At 70.7% G+C, this 17,203-nt stretch carries 15 protein-coding genes, 2 pseudogenes and 1 riboswitch; of the genes and pseudogenes, 7 read left to right on the top strand and 10 right to left on the bottom strand.

Annotated features, from left to right (window positions below; translation table 11 throughout):
• Positions 1-28 precede the first annotated feature (28 nt).
• The 4 genes from StrepF001_RS03120 to StrepF001_RS03105 all read left to right on the top strand — a co-directional run bounded on the left by StrepF001_RS03120 (position 29) and on the right by StrepF001_RS03105 (position 4,237).
• A complete protein-coding gene (locus StrepF001_RS03120; RefSeq protein WP_129796727.1) occupies positions 29-766 on the top strand; it encodes a MerR family transcriptional regulator in 738 nt (245 codons plus the stop codon).
• A 499-nt stretch (positions 767-1,265) separates the two neighbouring features.
• Positions 1,266-1,739 carry a bifunctional nuclease family protein gene (locus tag StrepF001_RS03115; RefSeq protein ID WP_004002801.1) on the top strand — a complete coding sequence of 158 codons (474 nt, stop codon included), beginning with the start codon at positions 1,266-1,268 and terminating at the stop codon, positions 1,737-1,739.
• Positions 1,740-2,001: 262 nt separating this feature from the next.
• On the top strand, positions 2,002-2,646 hold the full coding sequence (locus tag StrepF001_RS03110) for a MerR family transcriptional regulator (RefSeq protein WP_129796726.1): 645 nt from the start codon (positions 2,002-2,004) through the stop codon (positions 2,644-2,646).
• Between the two features lie 118 nt (positions 2,647-2,764).
• Positions 2,765-4,237, top strand: coding sequence for a DNA polymerase IV (locus StrepF001_RS03105; protein WP_129796725.1), 1,473 nt, complete (start codon positions 2,765-2,767; stop codon positions 4,235-4,237).
• Here StrepF001_RS03105 and StrepF001_RS03100 read toward each other — a convergent pair.
• Positions 4,159-4,530, bottom strand: a complete 372-nt coding sequence (locus tag StrepF001_RS03100) for a PRC-barrel domain-containing protein (protein ID WP_206306766.1) — start codon at positions 4,528-4,530, stop codon at positions 4,159-4,161. The genes StrepF001_RS03105 and StrepF001_RS03100 overlap by 79 nt on opposite strands.
• Positions 4,531-4,644: 114 nt before the next feature.
• A riboswitch (glycine riboswitch) is annotated at positions 4,645-4,740 on the top strand.
• Positions 4,741-4,916: 176 nt separating this feature from the next.
• Between StrepF001_RS03100 and gcvP the strand changes: the two genes are divergently transcribed.
• On the top strand, positions 4,917-7,802 hold the full coding sequence (gene gcvP / locus StrepF001_RS03095; protein WP_129796723.1) for an aminomethyl-transferring glycine dehydrogenase: 2,886 nt from the start codon (positions 4,917-4,919) through the stop codon (positions 7,800-7,802).
• 51 nt (positions 7,803-7,853) lie between these two features.
• Here gcvP and StrepF001_RS03090 read toward each other — a convergent pair whose 3' ends face one another.
• The 4 genes from StrepF001_RS03090 to StrepF001_RS03075 form a co-directional block, all read right to left on the bottom strand.
• Positions 7,854-8,942 carry an ABC transporter ATP-binding protein gene (locus StrepF001_RS03090; RefSeq protein WP_129796722.1) on the bottom strand — a complete coding sequence of 363 codons (1,089 nt, stop codon included), beginning with the start codon at positions 8,940-8,942 and terminating at the stop codon, positions 7,854-7,856.
• A complete protein-coding gene (locus StrepF001_RS03085) occupies positions 8,939-9,769 on the bottom strand; it encodes an ABC transporter permease (protein WP_129796721.1) in 831 nt (276 codons plus the stop codon). The genes StrepF001_RS03090 and StrepF001_RS03085 overlap by 4 nt, the downstream gene beginning before the upstream one ends.
• The gene (gene modA / locus StrepF001_RS03080; RefSeq protein WP_129797493.1) at positions 9,766-10,575 is read right to left on the bottom strand and encodes a molybdate ABC transporter substrate-binding protein; all 810 of its coding nucleotides are present in this window, start codon (positions 10,573-10,575) and stop codon (positions 9,766-9,768) included. Before modA ends, StrepF001_RS03085 begins: the two co-directional genes overlap by 4 nt.
• A 168-nt stretch (positions 10,576-10,743) precedes the next feature.
• Positions 10,744-11,139, bottom strand: coding sequence for a helix-turn-helix transcriptional regulator (locus StrepF001_RS03075; RefSeq protein WP_129796720.1), 396 nt, complete (start codon positions 11,137-11,139; stop codon positions 10,744-10,746).
• Positions 11,140-11,242: 103 nt separating this feature from the next.
• Here StrepF001_RS03075 and StrepF001_RS03070 point away from each other — a divergent pair, with 103 nt between their 5' ends.
• A complete protein-coding gene (locus StrepF001_RS03070; RefSeq protein ID WP_129796719.1) occupies positions 11,243-11,815 on the top strand; it encodes a DUF1707 domain-containing protein in 573 nt (190 codons plus the stop codon).
• Positions 11,816-11,819: 4 nt separating this feature from the next.
• Here the strand turns inward: StrepF001_RS03070 and StrepF001_RS03065 are convergent, their stop codons facing one another.
• The 4 genes and pseudogenes from StrepF001_RS03065 to StrepF001_RS03050 form a co-directional block, all read right to left on the bottom strand.
• Positions 11,820-13,775: an APC family permease gene (locus StrepF001_RS03065; protein WP_129796718.1), complete on the bottom strand. Its 1,956-nt coding sequence runs from the start codon at positions 13,773-13,775 to the stop codon at positions 11,820-11,822.
• Positions 13,776-14,001: 226 nt separating this feature from the next.
• The gene (locus StrepF001_RS03060; RefSeq protein ID WP_240797272.1) at positions 14,002-14,361 is read right to left on the bottom strand and encodes a hypothetical protein; all 360 of its coding nucleotides are present in this window, start codon (positions 14,359-14,361) and stop codon (positions 14,002-14,004) included.
• A 29-nt stretch (positions 14,362-14,390) separates the two neighbouring features.
• Positions 14,391-15,080, bottom strand: a complete 690-nt coding sequence (locus StrepF001_RS03055; protein ID WP_240797271.1) for a GNAT family N-acetyltransferase — start codon at positions 15,078-15,080, stop codon at positions 14,391-14,393.
• 268 nt (positions 15,081-15,348) lie between these two features.
• Positions 15,349-15,956 (bottom strand): annotated as a pseudogene (locus StrepF001_RS03050) (SDR family NAD(P)-dependent oxidoreductase); the annotation flags it as partial.
• Between StrepF001_RS03050 and StrepF001_RS47220 the strand changes: the two are divergent.
• Positions 15,944-16,273 (top strand): annotated as a pseudogene (locus StrepF001_RS47220) (ATP-binding protein); the annotation flags it as partial. The pseudogenes StrepF001_RS03050 and StrepF001_RS47220 overlap by 13 nt on opposite strands.
• A gap of 113 nt (positions 16,274-16,386) precedes the next feature.
• Here the strand turns inward: StrepF001_RS47220 and StrepF001_RS03040 are convergent.
• The gene (locus tag StrepF001_RS03040; RefSeq protein WP_240797270.1) at positions 16,387-16,944 is read right to left on the bottom strand and encodes a hypothetical protein; all 558 of its coding nucleotides are present in this window, start codon (positions 16,942-16,944) and stop codon (positions 16,387-16,389) included.
• Positions 16,945-17,203 lie beyond the last annotated feature (259 nt).

Genomic DNA, 17,203 nt, shown 5'->3' with positions numbered 1-17,203 from the left:
CGTCCGGGGGGACCCCCAGGGAAGGTCCATGCTTCATACACCGAGCGGTGGTGCCGGCAACGGCATCACCGCCGCGGACAGCGGGCTGATGAGTATCGGCACGGTGTTGAACGTGCTGCGCGAGGAGTTCCCCGAAGTCACCATTTCCAAGATCCGTTTCCTGGAGTCCGAGGGGCTCATCGAGCCGCAGCGGACCCCCTCGGGATATCGCAAGTTCAGCGCGGCCGATGTCGAGCGACTCGGCCACGTACTGAGGATGCAGCGGGACCACTATCTGCCGCTCAAGGTGATCCGCGAGTACCTCGACGCGATGGAGCGCGGCGAGGAGGTGCGGCTGCCCGCGCTGGGCCGGCAGCGTGACGGCGAAGCCCCGCCGGAGTCCTCCGAGAGACCGACGGCGGCGCGCATCGGGCGGGCGGAGCTGCTGGCGGCCGCCGGGATCGGAGAGCAGGAACTCGCGGAGTGGGAGTCGTACGGGCTGATTGCTCCGCTGTCGGACGGGGTGTACGACGCGGAGACCGCCACCGTGGCCTCGCTGGTCGCCGAGCTGGGACGCTTCGGCATCGAGCCGCGTCACCTGCGGGTGATGAAGGCGGCTGCCGACCGTGAGGCCGGGCTGGTGGACCAGGTGGTGGCTCCGCTGAAGCGGCACCGCAATCCGCAGACCAGGGCGCACGCGGAGGCCCGTGTGCAGGAGCTGGCGGGGCTCACGGTGAAGCTGCACGCGGCGCTTGTACAGACCGCGCTGGGCGTGCGACTGCCCTGATCGAGGGCGGCCTGTCGGCAGGGGCGTGTGGCTCGGGGCCTGTACGGCTCGGATCGGCGGACGAGCCTGGACCGGCCCCGGAGGACGGCGTGGGTCTGGGCAGGAGCGATGCGATCTGTCGGCGGGCGCAGTGCGGGTGGCGGCTGAGGACTTCGGACGGCATGCGGGGCTGAGCGGGGCTGGGCGGTGTGATCTGCGGAGACGCCGTGTGGGTTGGTGGGGGCGGCTTCGGAGCGTTCGCGCGGGGCGGCGGAGGGGTTGCGTGGTTCGCGCGGGGCGGCGCGGGCTGAGGGGGACTTCCGGGTGGGGCGGTATGGGCTTCGGGCGGACCGTGCTGCCCGGTGCAGGGCTTTCGTCGAGGTACCGGCGTGGGTCTGGGCAGGGAGCGGGCGCGTTGCCAGGGGTGTCGGGTGGGCCGGTGGGGGTGGGGAAGGCCGGATCGGGGCTCCGATGTCGGCCCGACTACCCAAACGTCCCGGGCACGGCCTAGGGTTGCTGTGTGAACGAGCTCGATGTCGTAGGTGTCCGGGTCGAAATGCCCTCCAACCAACCGATCGTGCTCCTGCGCGAAGTGGGAGGCGACCGTTACCTCCCCATCTGGATCGGGCCGGGGGAGGCGACGGCGATCGCCTTCGCCCAGCAGGGCATGGCCCCCGCGCGACCGCTGACCCACGACCTGTTCAAGGACGTGCTGGAGGCCGTCGGTCAGGAGCTCACCGAAGTGCGCATCACGGATCTGCGTGAAGGTGTCTTCTACGCCGAGCTGGTCTTCGCCAGCGGGGTCGAGGTGAGCGCCCGTCCGTCCGATGCCATAGCGCTGGCCCTGCGCACCGGAACGCCGATCTACGGCAGCGACGGCGTGCTCGACGACGCCGGTATCGCGATTCCGGACGAGCAGGAGGACGAGGTGGAGAAGTTCCGCGAGTTCCTCGACCAGATCTCGCCCGAGGACTTCGGCACCAGCAGCCAGTGAGACGTGGTCGGCTCAGGCGGACGTGAAGGTCCTCGACGGGTCGTCCCCTGGTCGATGACGGCCTCCGTACCGGCAATTGCCGGCGGCCGGTGAGGGCGTCCCGCGGTTCCCCGCAAGCGCATTCGGCTAGCCTTTCCCCGCGGTTGGGGGCGGGAAACCACTCTTAGGGTGATTATCACTCGGCGTGCCGAGTGTGGCGATCGTTGACGCACCCTTGGTGACTGCCTACCGTCGAGAAGGCAGGTCAAGGACGGAGGTCGGCGTGAGAAGCAGCGGCGACGGTACGGGTGGGGGTGCCCCCGGACGCAGTCTCGGGGAGAGCGGTCCGTACCCGCTCCACGGCAGGGCGGCCGATCACACTCCGCAGCGACCGACGCCCATTCCCACCAGCGGAGGGGCGGCGTCCATGACGTCCGAGCAGATCGGCTACCGCGGCCCGACGGCCTGTGCGGCCGCCGGCATCACCTACCGGCAACTGGACTACTGGGCCCGCACCGGGCTCGTCGAGCCCAGCGTGCGGCCCGCCTACGGGTCCGGGACGCAGCGCCTGTACAGCTTTCGGGACGTCGTCGTCCTGAAGATCGTCAAGCGGTTCCTCGACACCGGGGTGTCGTTGCAGAACATCCGCACCGCCGTGCAGCACCTCAGGGAACGCGGTTTCCGCGACCTGGAACGCATGACGCTGATGAGCGACGGTGCGACCGTGTACGAGTGCACCTCGCCCGACGAGGTTCATGCGCTCCTCCAGGGCGGCCAGGGGATCTTCGGCATCGCGGTCGGGGTGGTGTGGCGGGACGTCGAGAGCGCGTTGTCACAGCTGCACGGGGAGCGTATCGACACCGGCGAGACGCTCGTCGGGCACAATCCGGCGGACGAGCTGGCACGACGGCGCAATCGGGCGGTCTGAGCGACGCAGCTGCCCGGCGCCTCCGGAGGCCTGCCGGGCACCGCGTCGGCAGGTGTGCAGGCCGTGCTGTCCTGGTCGTGCCGCCGCATTGTCAGTGGCGTGGTGCAGCATCGGAGATGTGAGAACCGCGCCCACGATCCTGCATCTCGACATGGATGCCTTCTTCGCCTCGGTGGAGCAGGCATCCAAGCCGAGTCTGCGCGGGAAGGCCGTGATCGTGGGCGGGCTCGGGCCGCGCGGGGTGGTGGCGACCTGCTCGTACGAGGCCCGGGTGTTCGGGGTGCATTCGGCGATGCCCATGGCCCAGGCGCGCCGGCTCGCGCCGAACGCCGCGTATCTCGTGCCGCGCTTCGGGCTGTACCGAACGATCAGCGAGCAGGTGATGGAGCTGCTGCGGGCCCTGTCGCCGCTGGTGGAGCCGCTGAGCCTGGACGAGGCGTTCGTGGACCTGGAGACCGGGGGAACGGCCTGGGACGAGGAGTCGGCGCGGTTGGCGGGGATGAAGCTGCGGGCCGACATACGGGCCGTCACCGGGCTCACGGGGTCCGTCGGTCTCGCCGCATCCAAAATGCTTGCGAAGATCGCCTCCGAGCAGGCCAAGCCCGACGGGCTGGTGCTGATCGAGCCGGGGACCGAGCGGACGCTGCTCGGGCCGATGTCGGTGCGGACGCTTCCCGGAGTGGGGCCCGCGACGGGCGACCACCTGCGGCGGGCCGGCATCACCACGATCGACGAGATCGCCGAGGCGGGGGAGGACGAGCTCGTGCGACTTCTGGGAAAGGCGCACGGGCACGCGCTGTACGCCATGGCACTGGCCCGCGACGATCGGCCGGTGGTCGCCGAGCGGGAGACGAAGTCGGTGTCGGTCGAGGACACCTATGACATGGACATCCATGACCGGGTCCGGGTGGGGCTGGAGGTACAGCGGCTCGCGGACCGGTGTGTGCGGCGGCTGCGCGGCGCAGGGCTGTCGGGGCGGACGATCGTGCTGAAGGTGCGGCGGTACGACTTCTCCACGCTGACCCGGTCCGAGACGCTGCGCGGGCCCACGGACGATCCGGCGGTGGTGCGCGAGGCCGCGGCCCGGCTGCTGGACTCCGTGGACACCACGGGCGGTGTGCGGCTGCTCGGAGTGGGGGTCAGCGGGCTCGCCGACTACACGCAGGAGGATCTGTTCGCGCAGGCCGCGGGTGAACCGGCGGAGGGGCCGGCGGAGGACTTGGTGGACGAGCCCGTGCAGGGTGCGGCCGTGCCGGTCGAGCGTCGATGGCCCGCGGGGCACGACGTACGGCACGCCGAGTACGGGCACGGGTGGGTGCAGGGCAGCGGGCTGGGGAGGGTGACCGTGCGGTTCGAGACGCCTGACTCGGAGCCCGGGCGGGTGCGGACGTTCCGGACCGACGATCGCGCGCTGGAGCCGGCGGATCCGCTGCCATTGGTGGCGCGAAGAGCCGGGGAGCAGGTGGCTTCGGGCACGGAGGGGGGTTCGTCGGTCGGGGGTGAGTCCGGGGGTCAGGAGTCGTCCGTGCCCGCCAGTTTGCCGAAGTCGTGGTCCGGGAGCCGGGGCGGAGGGGCCACGTCGAGGCCGTAGTGGTGGTAGAGCTGGAGTTCCTGTTCCGGGGAGAGGTGACGGCCCACGCCGAAGTCGGGGGCGTCCTTGATCAGGGCGCGGTCGAAGGGGACGTGCAGGCTGCCCTCGATCAGCTCGCTGGGCTCGAGCGGCACGAAGGCGTCTCTGCTGAACAGGCCGGTGCGTATCGCGGCCCACTCCGGGACGCCGGTTGCGTCGTCGAGGTAGATCTCGTCGATCGTGCCGATCTTGTTGCCGTTGCGGTCGAAGGCCTTGCGGCCGATCAGGTTGCGCGGATCGATGTCGGTCTGCACGGGCCCTCCACTTGCTCGCAACTCATCCGTAAGCACTACGAAAGAGCACATTGAGGCACGCGGCCACTCGAACGCCCGGGCGTTGACCTCGCTGGTAGTCTGGCAAACGGCTGCTGACCCCGTGCGGGAGAGTCCTCCGGACACCATCGGAGGCGCCGAAGGAGCAAATCCTCCCCGGAATCTCTCAGGCCCACGTACCGCACGGACGAGGTCACTCTGGAAAGCAGAGCGGGTGTCGACGGCTTCCGCTCTCACCGACGGTGCAAGCCGGGCGTCCTCGGGCGGTCCGGTGAAGCTCTCAGGTTGAGATGACAGAGGGGGAGGCCGCCGGGGTACCCGCGCCGTGGTGCCCCTCGAAGGTCGTGTCAGACCAGGAGGCCTCCGCAATGACCGCCCATCGCATTCCGCTCTCCGAGCTCGAACAGGGCACGCCCTTCGAGCAGCGTCACATCGGGCCCGACCAGGAGGCGCGGGCCAAGATGCTCGCGCAGGTCGGCTACGGCTCGCTCGACGAGCTCACCGCCGCCGCGGTACCGGATGTGATCAAGAACGCCGACGCCCTGGACCTGCCGGGTGCGCGGACCGAGGCCGAGGTGCTGGCCGAGCTGCGCTCGCTCGCCGACCGCAACCAGGTCCTCGACTCCATGATCGGGCTCGGCTACTACGGGACGTTCACCCCGCCCGTCATCCTGCGCAACGTCATGGAGAACCCGGCCTGGTACACCGCCTACACCCCGTACCAGCCGGAGATCTCGCAGGGGCGGCTCGAAGCGCTGCTGAACTTCCAGACCGTGGTCGCCGACCTCACGGGGCTGCCGACCTCGGGTGCCTCGCTGCTCGACGAGGGCACGGCCGCGGCGGAGGCCATGTCCCTGTCCCGGCGCATGGGCAAGAACAAGAAGGGCCTCTTCCTGGTCGACGCGGACGCGTTCCCGCAGACCATCGCCGTGATCGAGACCCGCGCCGAGCCGACCGGTGTCGAGGTCGTCGTCGCCGACCTCAGTGACGGCATTCCGGCCGACATCGCCGAGCGTGAGATCAACGGCGTGCTCATCCAGTACCCCGGCGCTTCCGGAGCCGTACGCGACATCAAGCCGGTCATCGACCAGGCGCACGAGCTGGGCGCACTGGTCACCGTCGCAGCCGACCTGCTGGCGCTGACGCTGCTGAAGTCGCCGGGCGAGCTGGGCGCGGACATCGCCGTCGGTACGACCCAGCGGTTCGGTGTGCCGATGGGCTTCGGCGGGCCGCACGCCGGATACATGGCCGTGCAGGAGAAGTTCGCCCGCAGCCTGCCCGGCCGCCTCGTGGGCGTCTCGGTCGACGCCGACGGCAACAGGGCCTACCGGCTCGCACTGCAGACGCGTGAGCAGCACATCCGCCGGGAGAAGGCGACCAGCAACATCTGTACGGCCCAGGTGCTGCTCGCCGTCATGGCCGGGATGTACGCCGTCCACCACGGGCCCGAGGGTCTGAAGGGCATCGCGAGGCGCACCCACCGATACGCCGCCCTCCTCGCCGCGGGGCTGCGCGACGGCGGCGTCGAGACCGTCCACGGCGCCTACTTCGACACGCTCACCGCAAGGGTGCCGGGCCGGGCGGCCGACGTCGTCGCGGCCGCCCGAGACCGCGGGGTGAACCTGCACCTCGTGGACGCCGACCATGTCTCGATCGCCTGCGACGAGACCACGAAGCGGGCCCAACTGAGCGCCGTGTGGGCCGCGTTCGGGGTCGACGGCGACATCGACGCCCTGGACGCCGGCACCGAGGACGCGCTGCCGGCCGCGCTGCTGCGCACCGACGACTACCTGACCCACCCCGTCTTCCACCAGCACCGCTCCGAGACCGCGATGCTGCGCTACCTGCGCCGGCTCGCCGACCGCGACTACGCGCTGGACCGCGGCATGATCCCGCTGGGCTCGTGCACCATGAAGCTCAACGCGACCACCGAGATGGAGCCGGTCACCTGGCCCGAGTTCGGGCAGCTGCACCCCTTCGCACCCGCCGGGCAGGCGCAGGGCTACCTCACGCTCATCCGTGAGCTGGAGGACCGGCTCGCCGAGGTCACCGGCTACGACAAGGTGTCGCTGCAGCCCAACGCCGGCTCGCAGGGTGAGCTGGCCGGTCTGCTCGCGGTGCGGGGGTACCACCGGGCCAACGGCGATGAGCAGCGGACCGTCTGCCTCATCCCGTCCTCCGCGCACGGGACGAACGCCGCCAGCGCCGTGATGGCCGGGATGAAGGTCGTCGTCGTGAAGACCGCCGAGGACGGTGAGATCGACGTCGAGGATCTGCGGGCCAAGATCGAGCAGTACCGCGACGAACTGGCGGTGCTGATGATCACGTACCCCTCGACGCACGGGGTGTTCGAGGAGCACGTCGCCGACATCTGCGCCCAGGTCCACGAGGCCGGCGGGCAGGTGTACGTCGACGGCGCCAACCTCAACGCCCTGGTCGGGCTGGCCAAGCCCGGGCACTTCGGCGGTGACGTCTCGCACCTCAACCTGCACAAGACGTTCTGCATCCCGCACGGCGGAGGCGGTCCGGGCGTCGGCCCGGTGGCCGTACGGTCGCACCTGGCGCCGTATCTGCCGAACCACCCGCTCCAGCCGGAGGCCGGTCCGGAGACCGGCGTGGGCCCGATCTCGGCCGCGCCGTGGGGGTCCGCGGGCATCCTGCCGATCTCGTGGGCGTACGTCCGGCTCATGGGCGGTGAGGGGCTCAAGCGGGCCACGCAGGTGGCGGTCCTGAGCGCCAACTACATCGCCAAGCGGCTCGAACCGCACTACCCCGTGCTGTACACCGGTCCCGGCGGGCTGGTCGCGCACGAGTGCATCATCGATCTGCGGCCGCTGACCAAGGCGACCGGCGTGAGCGTCGACGACGTCGCCAAGCGGCTGATCGACTACGGTTTCCACGCGCCGACGATGTCCTTCCCGGTGGCCGGAACGCTGATGATCGAGCCGACCGAGTCCGAGGACCTGACCGAACTCGACCGGTTCTGCGAGGCGATGATCGCGATCCGGGCGGAGATCGAGAAGGTCGGCTCGGGCGAGTGGCCGGCCGACGACAACCCGTTGCGAAACGCCCCGCACACGGCCGCCGCGCTCGGCGGTGAGTGGGAGCACACCTACAGCCGTACGGAGGCCGTCTTCCCGGACGGTGTCTCGGCCGCGGACAAGTACTGGCCGCCGGTGCGCCGAATCGACCAGGCCTTCGGCGACCGGAACCTGGTCTGTTCCTGCCCGCCGCTGGATGCGTACGAGGACTGAGTACGTCGGTTGAGGGCCCCGCGTTCTGCTGCGCGGGGCCCTCTGGGCGTTTCAGGCCGGGTAGGCGTGGGTCTGGGCGGCCTTGACCGTTGCCCAGACCGGTGCGCCGGGGTGCAGGTCGAGTTCGGCGGCCGCGACCGTGGTGAGGTCGGCGGTGAGGGGGAGTTCGCCGGTGAGGGCGGCGCGGATCTGGTCGCCGTGGGTCTCCAGGCCGGTGACCTCGCAGCGCCAGAGGTTGCGGGCGCTGGCACCGGTGGGGCGGTCCCGGAAGAGGGTGACGGCGCCCGGTGGGAAGGCCACGAAGACCGGTCCCGTGAGGTCCTCGGTGGTGGTGATGGCGGGGCCGGCGTCCAGGTGGACGGTGTGGCCCGTGGCTCTGCCCTTGTAGAGGTTCAGCCCGACGAGTTGGGCCACGTAGTCCGTGCGGGGGCGGCGGGCGATGTCGGCGGGCGTGCCCTCCTGGACGATCCGGCCGTGCTCGACGACCACGAGCCGGTCGGCCAGGACCATGGCGTCCAGCGGATCGTGCGTGACCAGTACCGCCACGGCCTCGAAGTCGGCGAGATGGCGCCGTAGTTGGGCACGCACCTCCAGGCGGGTGCGGGCGTCCAGGGCGGCGAGGGGCTCGTCGAGGAGCAGCAGCCGGGGGTGCGTGGCCAGGGCACGGGCGAGGGCGACGCGCTGGCCCTGGCCGCCGGACAGGCGGCGGGGTTTGGCGCCGGCGTGGTCGGCGAGGCCCATGCGGTCCAGCCATGCGGCTGCCTGCGCGCGGGCCTCCGCCTTGGTCGCGCCGTGGCAGCGCGGTCCGAAGGCCACATTGTCCAGGGCCGTCAGATGGGGGAAGAGCAGGTAGTCCTGGAAGACGACGCCGACCGGCCGGGATTCGGGCGGCGTACGGCCCAACTCGGTGCCGTCCAGCCGGAGATGGCCGGCCGTGAGCGGGGCGAGGCCGGCCAGGGCGCGCAGGGCGGTCGTCTTTCCGGCGCCGTTGGGGCCGAGCAGGGCGACGACGTCGCCGGGCGCTGCGGTGAGCGCGATGTCGAGGCGGAAGGGGCCGTGGTCGACGACGAGACGGGCGTCGAGCCCCTCGCCGTGCACGGCACCGGAGGTGAGGGCGGTGGAGTCGTCGAGGTGGGTCATGAGGCGGTCATCCAGCGGTCGCGCAGGCCGACGAGGACGGCGATGGACACGGCGAGCAGGACCAGGCTGAGGGCGATCGCCGCGGCCGGGTCGTTCTGCAGGGCCAGGTACACCGCGAGCGGCATGGTCTGCGTACGGCCCGGGAAGTTGCCCGCGAAGGTGATCGTCGCCCCGAACTCGCCGAGTGCCCGGGCCCAGGCCAGCACCGCGCCGGCGGCGATGCCCTGGGCGATCAGCGGCAGGGTGACGCGGCGGAAGGCGGTGAAACGGGAGGCGCCCAGGGTCGTGGCCGCCTCCTCGTAGCGGGGGTCGGCCGCCCGCAGGGTGCCCTCCACGCTGATGACGAGGAACGGCATCGCCACAAACGTCTCCGCGAGGACCACGCCCGCGGTGGTGAACGGCAGGGTGATCCCGAACCAGGAGTCGAGCCACTGCCCGACGACGCCGTTGCGGCCGAGCGCCAGCAGCAGGGCCACACCGCCCACCACCGGCGGCAGCACGAGCGGCAGCGTCACCAGGGCACGGACCAGTCGGCGGCCGGGGAAGTCCGTGCGGGCCAGCAGCCAGGCCAGCGGGACTCCGATCACCAGACTCAGGGCGGTCGCCGCCGTGGCACAGAACAGGGACAGCCGGAGGGCCTCCCACACCTCGGGACTGGTGAGCTGATCCGGCAGGGTGCGCCAGGGAGTGCGTACGAGCAGGGCGATCAGCGGCAGCACCAGGAACGCCAGGCCTGCCAGCGCCGGAACGAGCAGGGGCAGCGGCACCCCGCGGGTACCTTTGCGGAGCCGGCCTCGCCGGGGGCCACCCTTGAGGGTTTCCGTCACGGCGCGAGGAACCCGGCCCCGGTCAGCACCTTCTGCCCCTCGGCGGACTTCACCAGGTCGATGAAGGCCTTGGCCGCCTCGGCGTTGGGCGCGTCCCTGAGCAGGGCGATCGGGTAGTCGTTGAGGGCATCGGCCGACTCGGGGAAGTCCACGCCTTCCACCTTGTCACCCGCCGCCTTCACATCGGTCTTGTAGACGAGCGCCGCGTCGGCCTCCTTCAACTCCACCTTCGTCAGGGCGCTCTTGACGTCCTGCTCGTAGGACACGGGGGTGAGCTTCAGCCTGGTCGCGCCCAGCGCCTTCTGCGCGGCGGCGCCGCACGGCACCGACTCGTCGCAGAGCACGACCTTCAGACCGGACTTGGTCAGGTCCTTGAGGGAGGAGATCCTGTCGGGGTTGCCCGGCAGGGTGGCGATCTCCAGCTGGTTGCGGACGAAGGTGGTCGGCGTGCCGGAGGCGTCCCCGGCGTCGGTGACGATCGCCATCGTCTTGGGGCTGGCGGCGGCGAAGACGTCCGCCGGGGCGGCGCCGCCGGTGATGCTCGCCGCGAGGGAGTCGCTGCCGCCGAAGCTGAAGGTGACCTTTGTGCCCGGGTGCTGCTTCTCGAACTCCTTGCCCAGCGTCGTGAAGCTCTCCTTGAGCGAGGCGGCCGCGAAGACGGTCACCTCGCCGCTGAGCCGATCCGACGCGTCGGACCCGGCGGCCGTGGAGTCGGAATCGGACGAGGAGGAGCAGGCGCTCAGCGCCAGCAGCGCGGCGGCTCCGGCGCCGGCCGCCCGCAGGGCCCGGCGTCGGGGACGGGTCATCACGGGTCCACTCACGGGTCCACTCCCTCTGTCCGCTGGAGGAAGAGCCCGCCGGACTCTTCCGATGCGTCGATCATACTGGCGCAGATGCAAGGCATGAGTCACCTGTTGCATCGCACGATCGAGGCTAATGCGTGATGGGTGATCGCATGTGCGGCTCGGGGCGTGTCAGGCGCGGTCGATATGGACGTTCGTCGACTTCACGCGGGCCGTCGCCTCCATGCCGACCTCCAGGCCGAGTTCCTCGACGGCCTCGCGGGTGAGCAGGGAGACCAGCCGGTGGGGCCCGGCCTGGATCTCGACCTGGGCCGCGACATCGCCGAGCTTGATGGCGGTCACGATGCCGGGGAAGGCGTTGCGGGCCGAGGTGTACGGAGCCTCCTCCTCGCCGCTGCCGGACTTGGCGAGCTCGACCGAGAACGCGGCCAGGTCCCGTCCCTCGATGAGCCGGCGTCCGCTGTCGTCCCGATGGGTCGCCACCCGGCCGGCGTCCGCCCAGCGACGTGCGGTGTCGGGGCTGACGCCGAGCAGGCGTGCGGCCTGACCGATGGTGTAGGAGTGCATGCCGGTCACGATAGGGCGGCAGGCGTGCATGGTGGACGCAGGGTTGGCCATCAGGTATAACGCGATATAGCGTTAGTTCGTGATGGGTGATCGGGGTGAAGGTATGTCGGCCGAGCTCTTGGGTTCGGGTACGTCGTCCGAGGTGCGGGCCTCGCATGCGGACCGGGACCGCGTCGTGGAGGTGCTGACCGCCGCCGCGGGGGACGGTCGGCTGACCGCCGAGGAGCTCGACGAACGGGTCGGGGCCGCGCTGTCCGCCCGGACCATGGGGGAGTTGGCCGCGTTGACCGGCGATCTGCCCGTCGTGGCCGAGGCGAAGGATGTCGTCCGTATCGAGCAGGAGGGCAGCTCGGTCCGGCGGGACGGTACCTGGGCGGTGCCGCGGCGGCTGGCGATCGAGTCGACCTGGGGCGACGTGACGCTCGACTTCACCGAGGCCGTCATCACGTACGACACCCTGCGCATCGAGCTCGACATGCAGGGCGGCACGCTGCGGCTGGTGACGCGGCCGGGCGTCGTGGTGGACACCGACGCCCTGGTCACGGACTACTCCACGATCAGGACGCGCGGGTCCAGAGGTGCGGACGGGCCCGTGGTGCTGCGCGTGGAGGTGTGCGGTCGCCTCGGCTACGGCCGGGTCGTGACACGCGCTCCTCGGCGAGGCTTTTGGCGCTGACCGCTCAGCCCGTGTGCACGCGTGGCCGGCGTGCGGGGTCCGGTTCCGCCGCGCGCAGCACCTCCCGGGTGACCGGGGCGATCTCGCCCTGGCCGAAGAGGAAGAAGCGCAGGAAGTTGGCGAAGGGGTCGCCCTCGGTCCACTCGAAGTAGATGTGCGGGATGCGGCCGGTGGTGTCGCGGACGTGTAGAAGCAGCGCGGCCAGGGAGTTGGAGATGGAGGAGGACTCCAGCGTCAGGACCCGGTAGCGGTTGTGCATGACCTCGCCGCGCACCGTCAGACCGGACTCGAACTCGGACGGGTCGGTGACCGTCACCTCGACGAAGACGAAGTCCTCCTGGCCGGGGACGTCGTTGTCCTGGCGGATCTGCTCGATCTTGTCGCGGTACTCGGCGAGGTCGCGCTTGTCGGGCTCGTTTGCGATGAATCGGATTTTGCGGCTGGCGATGTCCCGGACGAATCGTTCCGCCATGTCGTCGAGTGTCACGCTGGTCACGCGCAGCTCGAAGGCGCGGGCCAGCCGGGAGGCCAGGGAGAGGATCATGATGCCCGCGATGAAGCAGGCGCCGATCTTCACGCCGTCCGGGCGCTCGATGATGTTCAGGACCGTCGTGTAGAGGAACACCGCCGAGATCACCGCGAAGGCGATCGTCCAGTTGCGCTGGTCGGCCTTCCGCGCGGCGATGGTCACCGCGATCGCGGCCGAGCTGATCAGCACCAGCACGCCGGTGGCGTACGCGCCGCCCTGGGCGTCGACGTCGGCGTCGAAGATCCAGGTGACCAGGAAGCCGATCAGGGTGAAGACGATGACCATCGGGCGCACGGCACGGGCCCAGTGCGGGGCCATGCCGTAGCGGGGCAGATAGCGGGGCATCAGGTTGAGCAGTCCGGCCATCGCGGAGGCGCCGGCGAACCACAGGATGGCGATCGTCGAGACGTCGTAGACCGTGCCGAAGACGTTGCCCAGGTAGTCGTGCGCCAGATAGGCGAGGGCGCGGCCGTTGGCCTTGCCGCCCTCCTCGAACTCCTGCTCCGGGATCAGGAGGGTGGTGATGAAACTGGTCGTGATCAGGAAGCCGCTCATGATCAGTGCGGCCGTCGTGAGCAGCTTCTTGGTACCCCGGATCCGGCCCTTGGGGTCCTCTTCGGTGTCCCCCGCCTCGCCCTTGACGTGCGGCATCACGGCGACGCCGGTCTCGAAGCCGGACAGGCCCAGGGCGAGCTTCGGGAAGACGATCAGGGCCATGCCGATCATGACGAAGACGTTGCCGTGCTCGGCGGTCAGGGCGTTCGACCAGTCGGTGACGACATGCCCCTCGGTGATGATGTGCCACAGGCCGACGATCACGACGACGGCGTTCAGCGCCAGGTAGGCCCCCACCAGAGCCACCGCGACGCCGATCGCCTCCAGAAATCCCTTGAGGAACACCGCGCCGAGCAGCGCGATGAGCACGAGGGTGATCAGCAGCTGCTTGTCGTGCAGCGCATCGTGCAGCTGCGGGTTCTCCACCAGGTGGGTCGAGGCGTCCGCGGCCGAGAGGGTGATGGTGATCAGGAAGTCGGTGGCGGCGAAGCCGAGCAGGGTCAGGACGAAGAGCTTGCCCTTCCAGAAGGTGAGCAGCCGCTCCAGCATCGCGATCGAGCCCTGTCCGTGCGGGCTCTCCTCGGCCACCCTCCGGTAGACCGGGAGGGCGCCCGCCAGGGTGACGATCACGAGCACGATGGTCGCGACGGGCGACAGCAGACCGGCCGCGAGCGCGGCAATACCGGGCTGATAGCCGAGGGTCGAGAAGTAGTCCACACCGGTCAGGCACATCACCCGGTACCAGGGCTGGCCCTCGTGCGGGGGCGCCGGCTGGGCGTGGGGTCCCTGAGGGCCGCCGCCCTTGCCGATGTCGGACAGCCCCTCCAGCATCCAGGCGCGCAGGCGACTGGGCGGCGGATGCTCGGTGGTGGCCATCGGCGTGCTCCTGATGTACAGCGGCTCTGCGTGCGGTTCCGGCCATCACGCGGACGGCGCCCTCAGCGTATTCAGAGAGTGACGCACGGGCCCACGCATAAGGGGTCCATCGACGTCAAGTTCCCGTTAAGAAAGGGCGTTGAGGCGTGGGCAGCACGCCAAGACCGCAGCTCGGGGATGACCGTGCGCCGACTGCGCTGTATGGGGGGATGAACGCAAGCCGCACTCAGGGGTGGACACCGAGTGTCATGTCGTACGCCGACTCCTGGCCGTTTCGCAGGAACGTGATCCGGATCCGGAGGGCGGTCGTGCCGGGGGCGAGGGCGGGGTGGGCGGTGAGTGAGCCGTGGGTGCGGGTGCCGTCCTGGCTCGGGCCGTAGGCGCCGCCCCGGTCCTCGTACGCGTTGCCCAGATCGTCCTCGGCGGACAGAACCGGGAGCAGGGGCGTACCGCTGTCGGAGTCGGGCAGCGCGGGCGTGATCGTGTAGTGGAGGGTGAAGGAGTCGTCGGCCCCTTTCAGCCGGGTGATCGCCAGTTCGTGGCGATCGTTCAGGATCAGGAGGGTGAGGAGTGGTGACCTGGGCATCGAGGGCTGTCTTTCCCGTGGGGGTGGGTTCATGCGTTGAGCCGGTCGTGGGAGACCGGGCTGCCGACGGCGTAGTGGACGTACTCGCGGATCAGGCGGAAGCCCGCCGTCCGGGCGAGGAGGCGACTGGCGCGGTTGAGGACCGAGCAGTTCCAGCTGGGGGTGCGGCCGCGGGCCGCGATGTCGTCGCAGAGGGCGATGACGCAGGCCAGGGCGAGGCGGTGACGGCGGTGGTCCGGCACGGTGAAGACCGCCACGTCCTCGTACGCCGTGCCGCGGAAGTAGGTGCAGGCGACGGCCAGGAGGCGGCCGTTCCTGGCCGTGGCCGCCCAGGCGTGACCGGACATGGCGAGTCCGGCCGGGCCGCCCCAGGTGGCGGAGAGCCACGAGGCGTCCAGGCCGAGGTCGTGCACGGCGTCGGTGTCCGCCGGCTCCAGGCGGCGTACGGTCACGCCGAACGGCACCGGGGCGGGCTGCGGCTCGGCCTGCCGGGTCCAGACCATGCGTTCCCAGGGGATGAGCCGTTCGAAGGCCGCACCCAGTGCCGGCAGGAAGCGAGCGGGGGCGTCGATCCGGCTGCCCGCCAGTGGCGCCAGGACCTCGGGCGTGAGCAGGTCGGGGGACCCGCGCAGGACGACATGGCCGGCACACGACGCCGCGACGGCTCGCGGCTGGAGGACGCGGTCGGCCCGCCAGCGTCCGACGTCGGTCGCCAGCACATGCTCGCCGATGGCGGCGCCGGGGTGCCCGCGGGGAACCAGCGGGTCAGGGTGGGCAGGTGACGGGGAGAGAGTTCGATCATCGACGCCTCACGGGTGGGTGATACGGGCGGGTCGGGTGATCGGGAGCGCCGCGCTCCTTCTCACCCGCCCCGGTGGACAGCTTTCGGCGCGTGACTCAGCGCTGACCGGCCTTGTTGCCGTGGTTCGCCTTCTTCTTGGGGCGCGCTTCGACATGTACGTCAACTTCCTTTCTCTGACACGGACTTCAAGCGCTGCGGCCCACGAGAAGGTCGGCGAGCTTGTTAAGGCGCTCGACCGTGCGGTCCTCGGTGGCGGCTGGGGCCGGGTCGACGCGCTCGGCGCGGTCGTAGTAGGCGCCGTTGACGATCTCGACGGTCGGGTCGCACAGCCGCACCACGTGCGCCGCGCCTCGGCCGCGGAGGCGCCCTCGTGGGCGTAGAGCGGGAGCAGGGCCGTGTCGCAGACGCCGGGGTGCACCGACACCGCCGTGACGCGGGGGTCGGCCGCGAACACCGTCAGGGCCAGCCGGGACTGGGCGTGGGCGGCGAGCCGGGAGTAGCGGCGGGCGCGGTTCGGGTCGGCCCATTGGATGGACGCCGTGCGGTGCAGGGAGGAGGACACGTTGACCACGCGGCCGCCCGGGTCGCTGGTGAGTGCCGGTTCCAGCAGGCAGGTCAGCAGATAGTGGGCCAGGAAGTTGACCTGGAAGGCGATCTCGTTGCCGTCGGCGGTGACAGTGTGCCGCTCCGGCGCGGCCATGCCCGCGTTGTTGATGAGCACGTCGAGGTGCGGGTGCTCGGCGACCACCCGGTGGGCGAGGGTCTCGACCTCGTCGAGGCGAGCCCTTTCAGCGGCTCGGTGACACCGACAACACCACGGGGCTCGGTCTGGGCCTTGCTCTGGCTCGGGGCCTCACCGAAGCGATGAGTGGCACCCTCACCCCCGAGGACACCCCCGGCGGCGGGCTGACCATGGTCGTCTCACTGCCGCTGGCCGAGCCGGCCGGGGCGGGGAGACGGAACGTACGGGGACCGGCCTTTCGTGACCGACGGGATGTCAACTCTCCACCTGCCAGAGGCCGGTGGCCGGGGCTGCGGCGGCGGTCGGGCTCAGTCGAACGACAGCCTCGCCGGGCTTCGACCGGCGGCCGCCGCAGGGGCGGGAGCTGAGGGCGGGGAACCGGGTGGTCCGGACATCCTGATGACCGGCGGCGTGCAGCCCGATCCGCCGGATCGGCGGGGCTGAAGCCAAGCGCCACCGGGGCTGTTGGAGCTACTCGGGGTTATTCGAGCCCCGACACCCTGAACACCGTCCGCGCGGTCTCGCAGTCGATCCGCTCCGCCACGCGGTTCAGCGCGGTCGCCCCGCACAGCAGCAACCCGCGCGCCTCCGATTTGTGCGCATCCTCGTCGAGGCGGTACCACAGTTCGGGGTTGGCGACGAGGACCTGGGGGTCGATCTCGACGCGCTCGCCGAACGTGTCGCGCAGCACCAGCCGCTGGGAGACGCCGTCCAGGCAGCGGACCGACACCAGCAGGTCGGTGCGGACGGTCCGCGTGCGCAGCAGCGAACGCGACTGCAGCCAGCCGGCGCCCGCCGAGACGCGGGGCGGACACAGCACCACGAAGAGCAGCGCCGCGAGGATGCACCACAGGGCGGTGCGCCATGGGGTGAGGGTGCCGGCGCCCCAGTCGATGAGGAGCAGCAGGGCCAGGAGTACGGCCGCGCAGCGGACCGCGCTGTGCAGGTCCCGTGTCCAGCGGTGGTCGTACGCCTCTGCGTCGAAGTGCCGTTCCGGTGCGGGGGAGAGATCGTGTCGCACGTCGTCGGGGGGCTCCATACCGCCGACGCTAGAGACCGGGTGAGCCATGTCGACTTTGCTTGACGGGACTCTGACGAGTGCCCGGTCGATTCTTGACGCCGTCCCAGCGGGGCCCTGAGCGGTCCGCGTGCCCTGTCAAAGTCTCGTCAAAGTCGGCTGGATCGGCGCGAAGAACGCGCAAGGAACAGTCGAAGGCGGCCGGATCCGGACAGAACCTGGGTGCACCGCGCAGGGCAGGCCCTGCGCGGTCGTTCACACCGTACGAAGGAGCACCCAT

Origin of the sequence: Streptomyces sp. F001, from assembly GCF_004187715.1 — a bacterium.
In the GTDB taxonomy this organism is placed as follows: Bacteria; Actinomycetota; Actinomycetes; order Streptomycetales; family Streptomycetaceae; genus Streptomyces; species Streptomyces flavusporus.
Note: the sequence above shows the minus strand (reverse complement) of the source record. Positions and strands in the feature narration are given on the sequence as shown.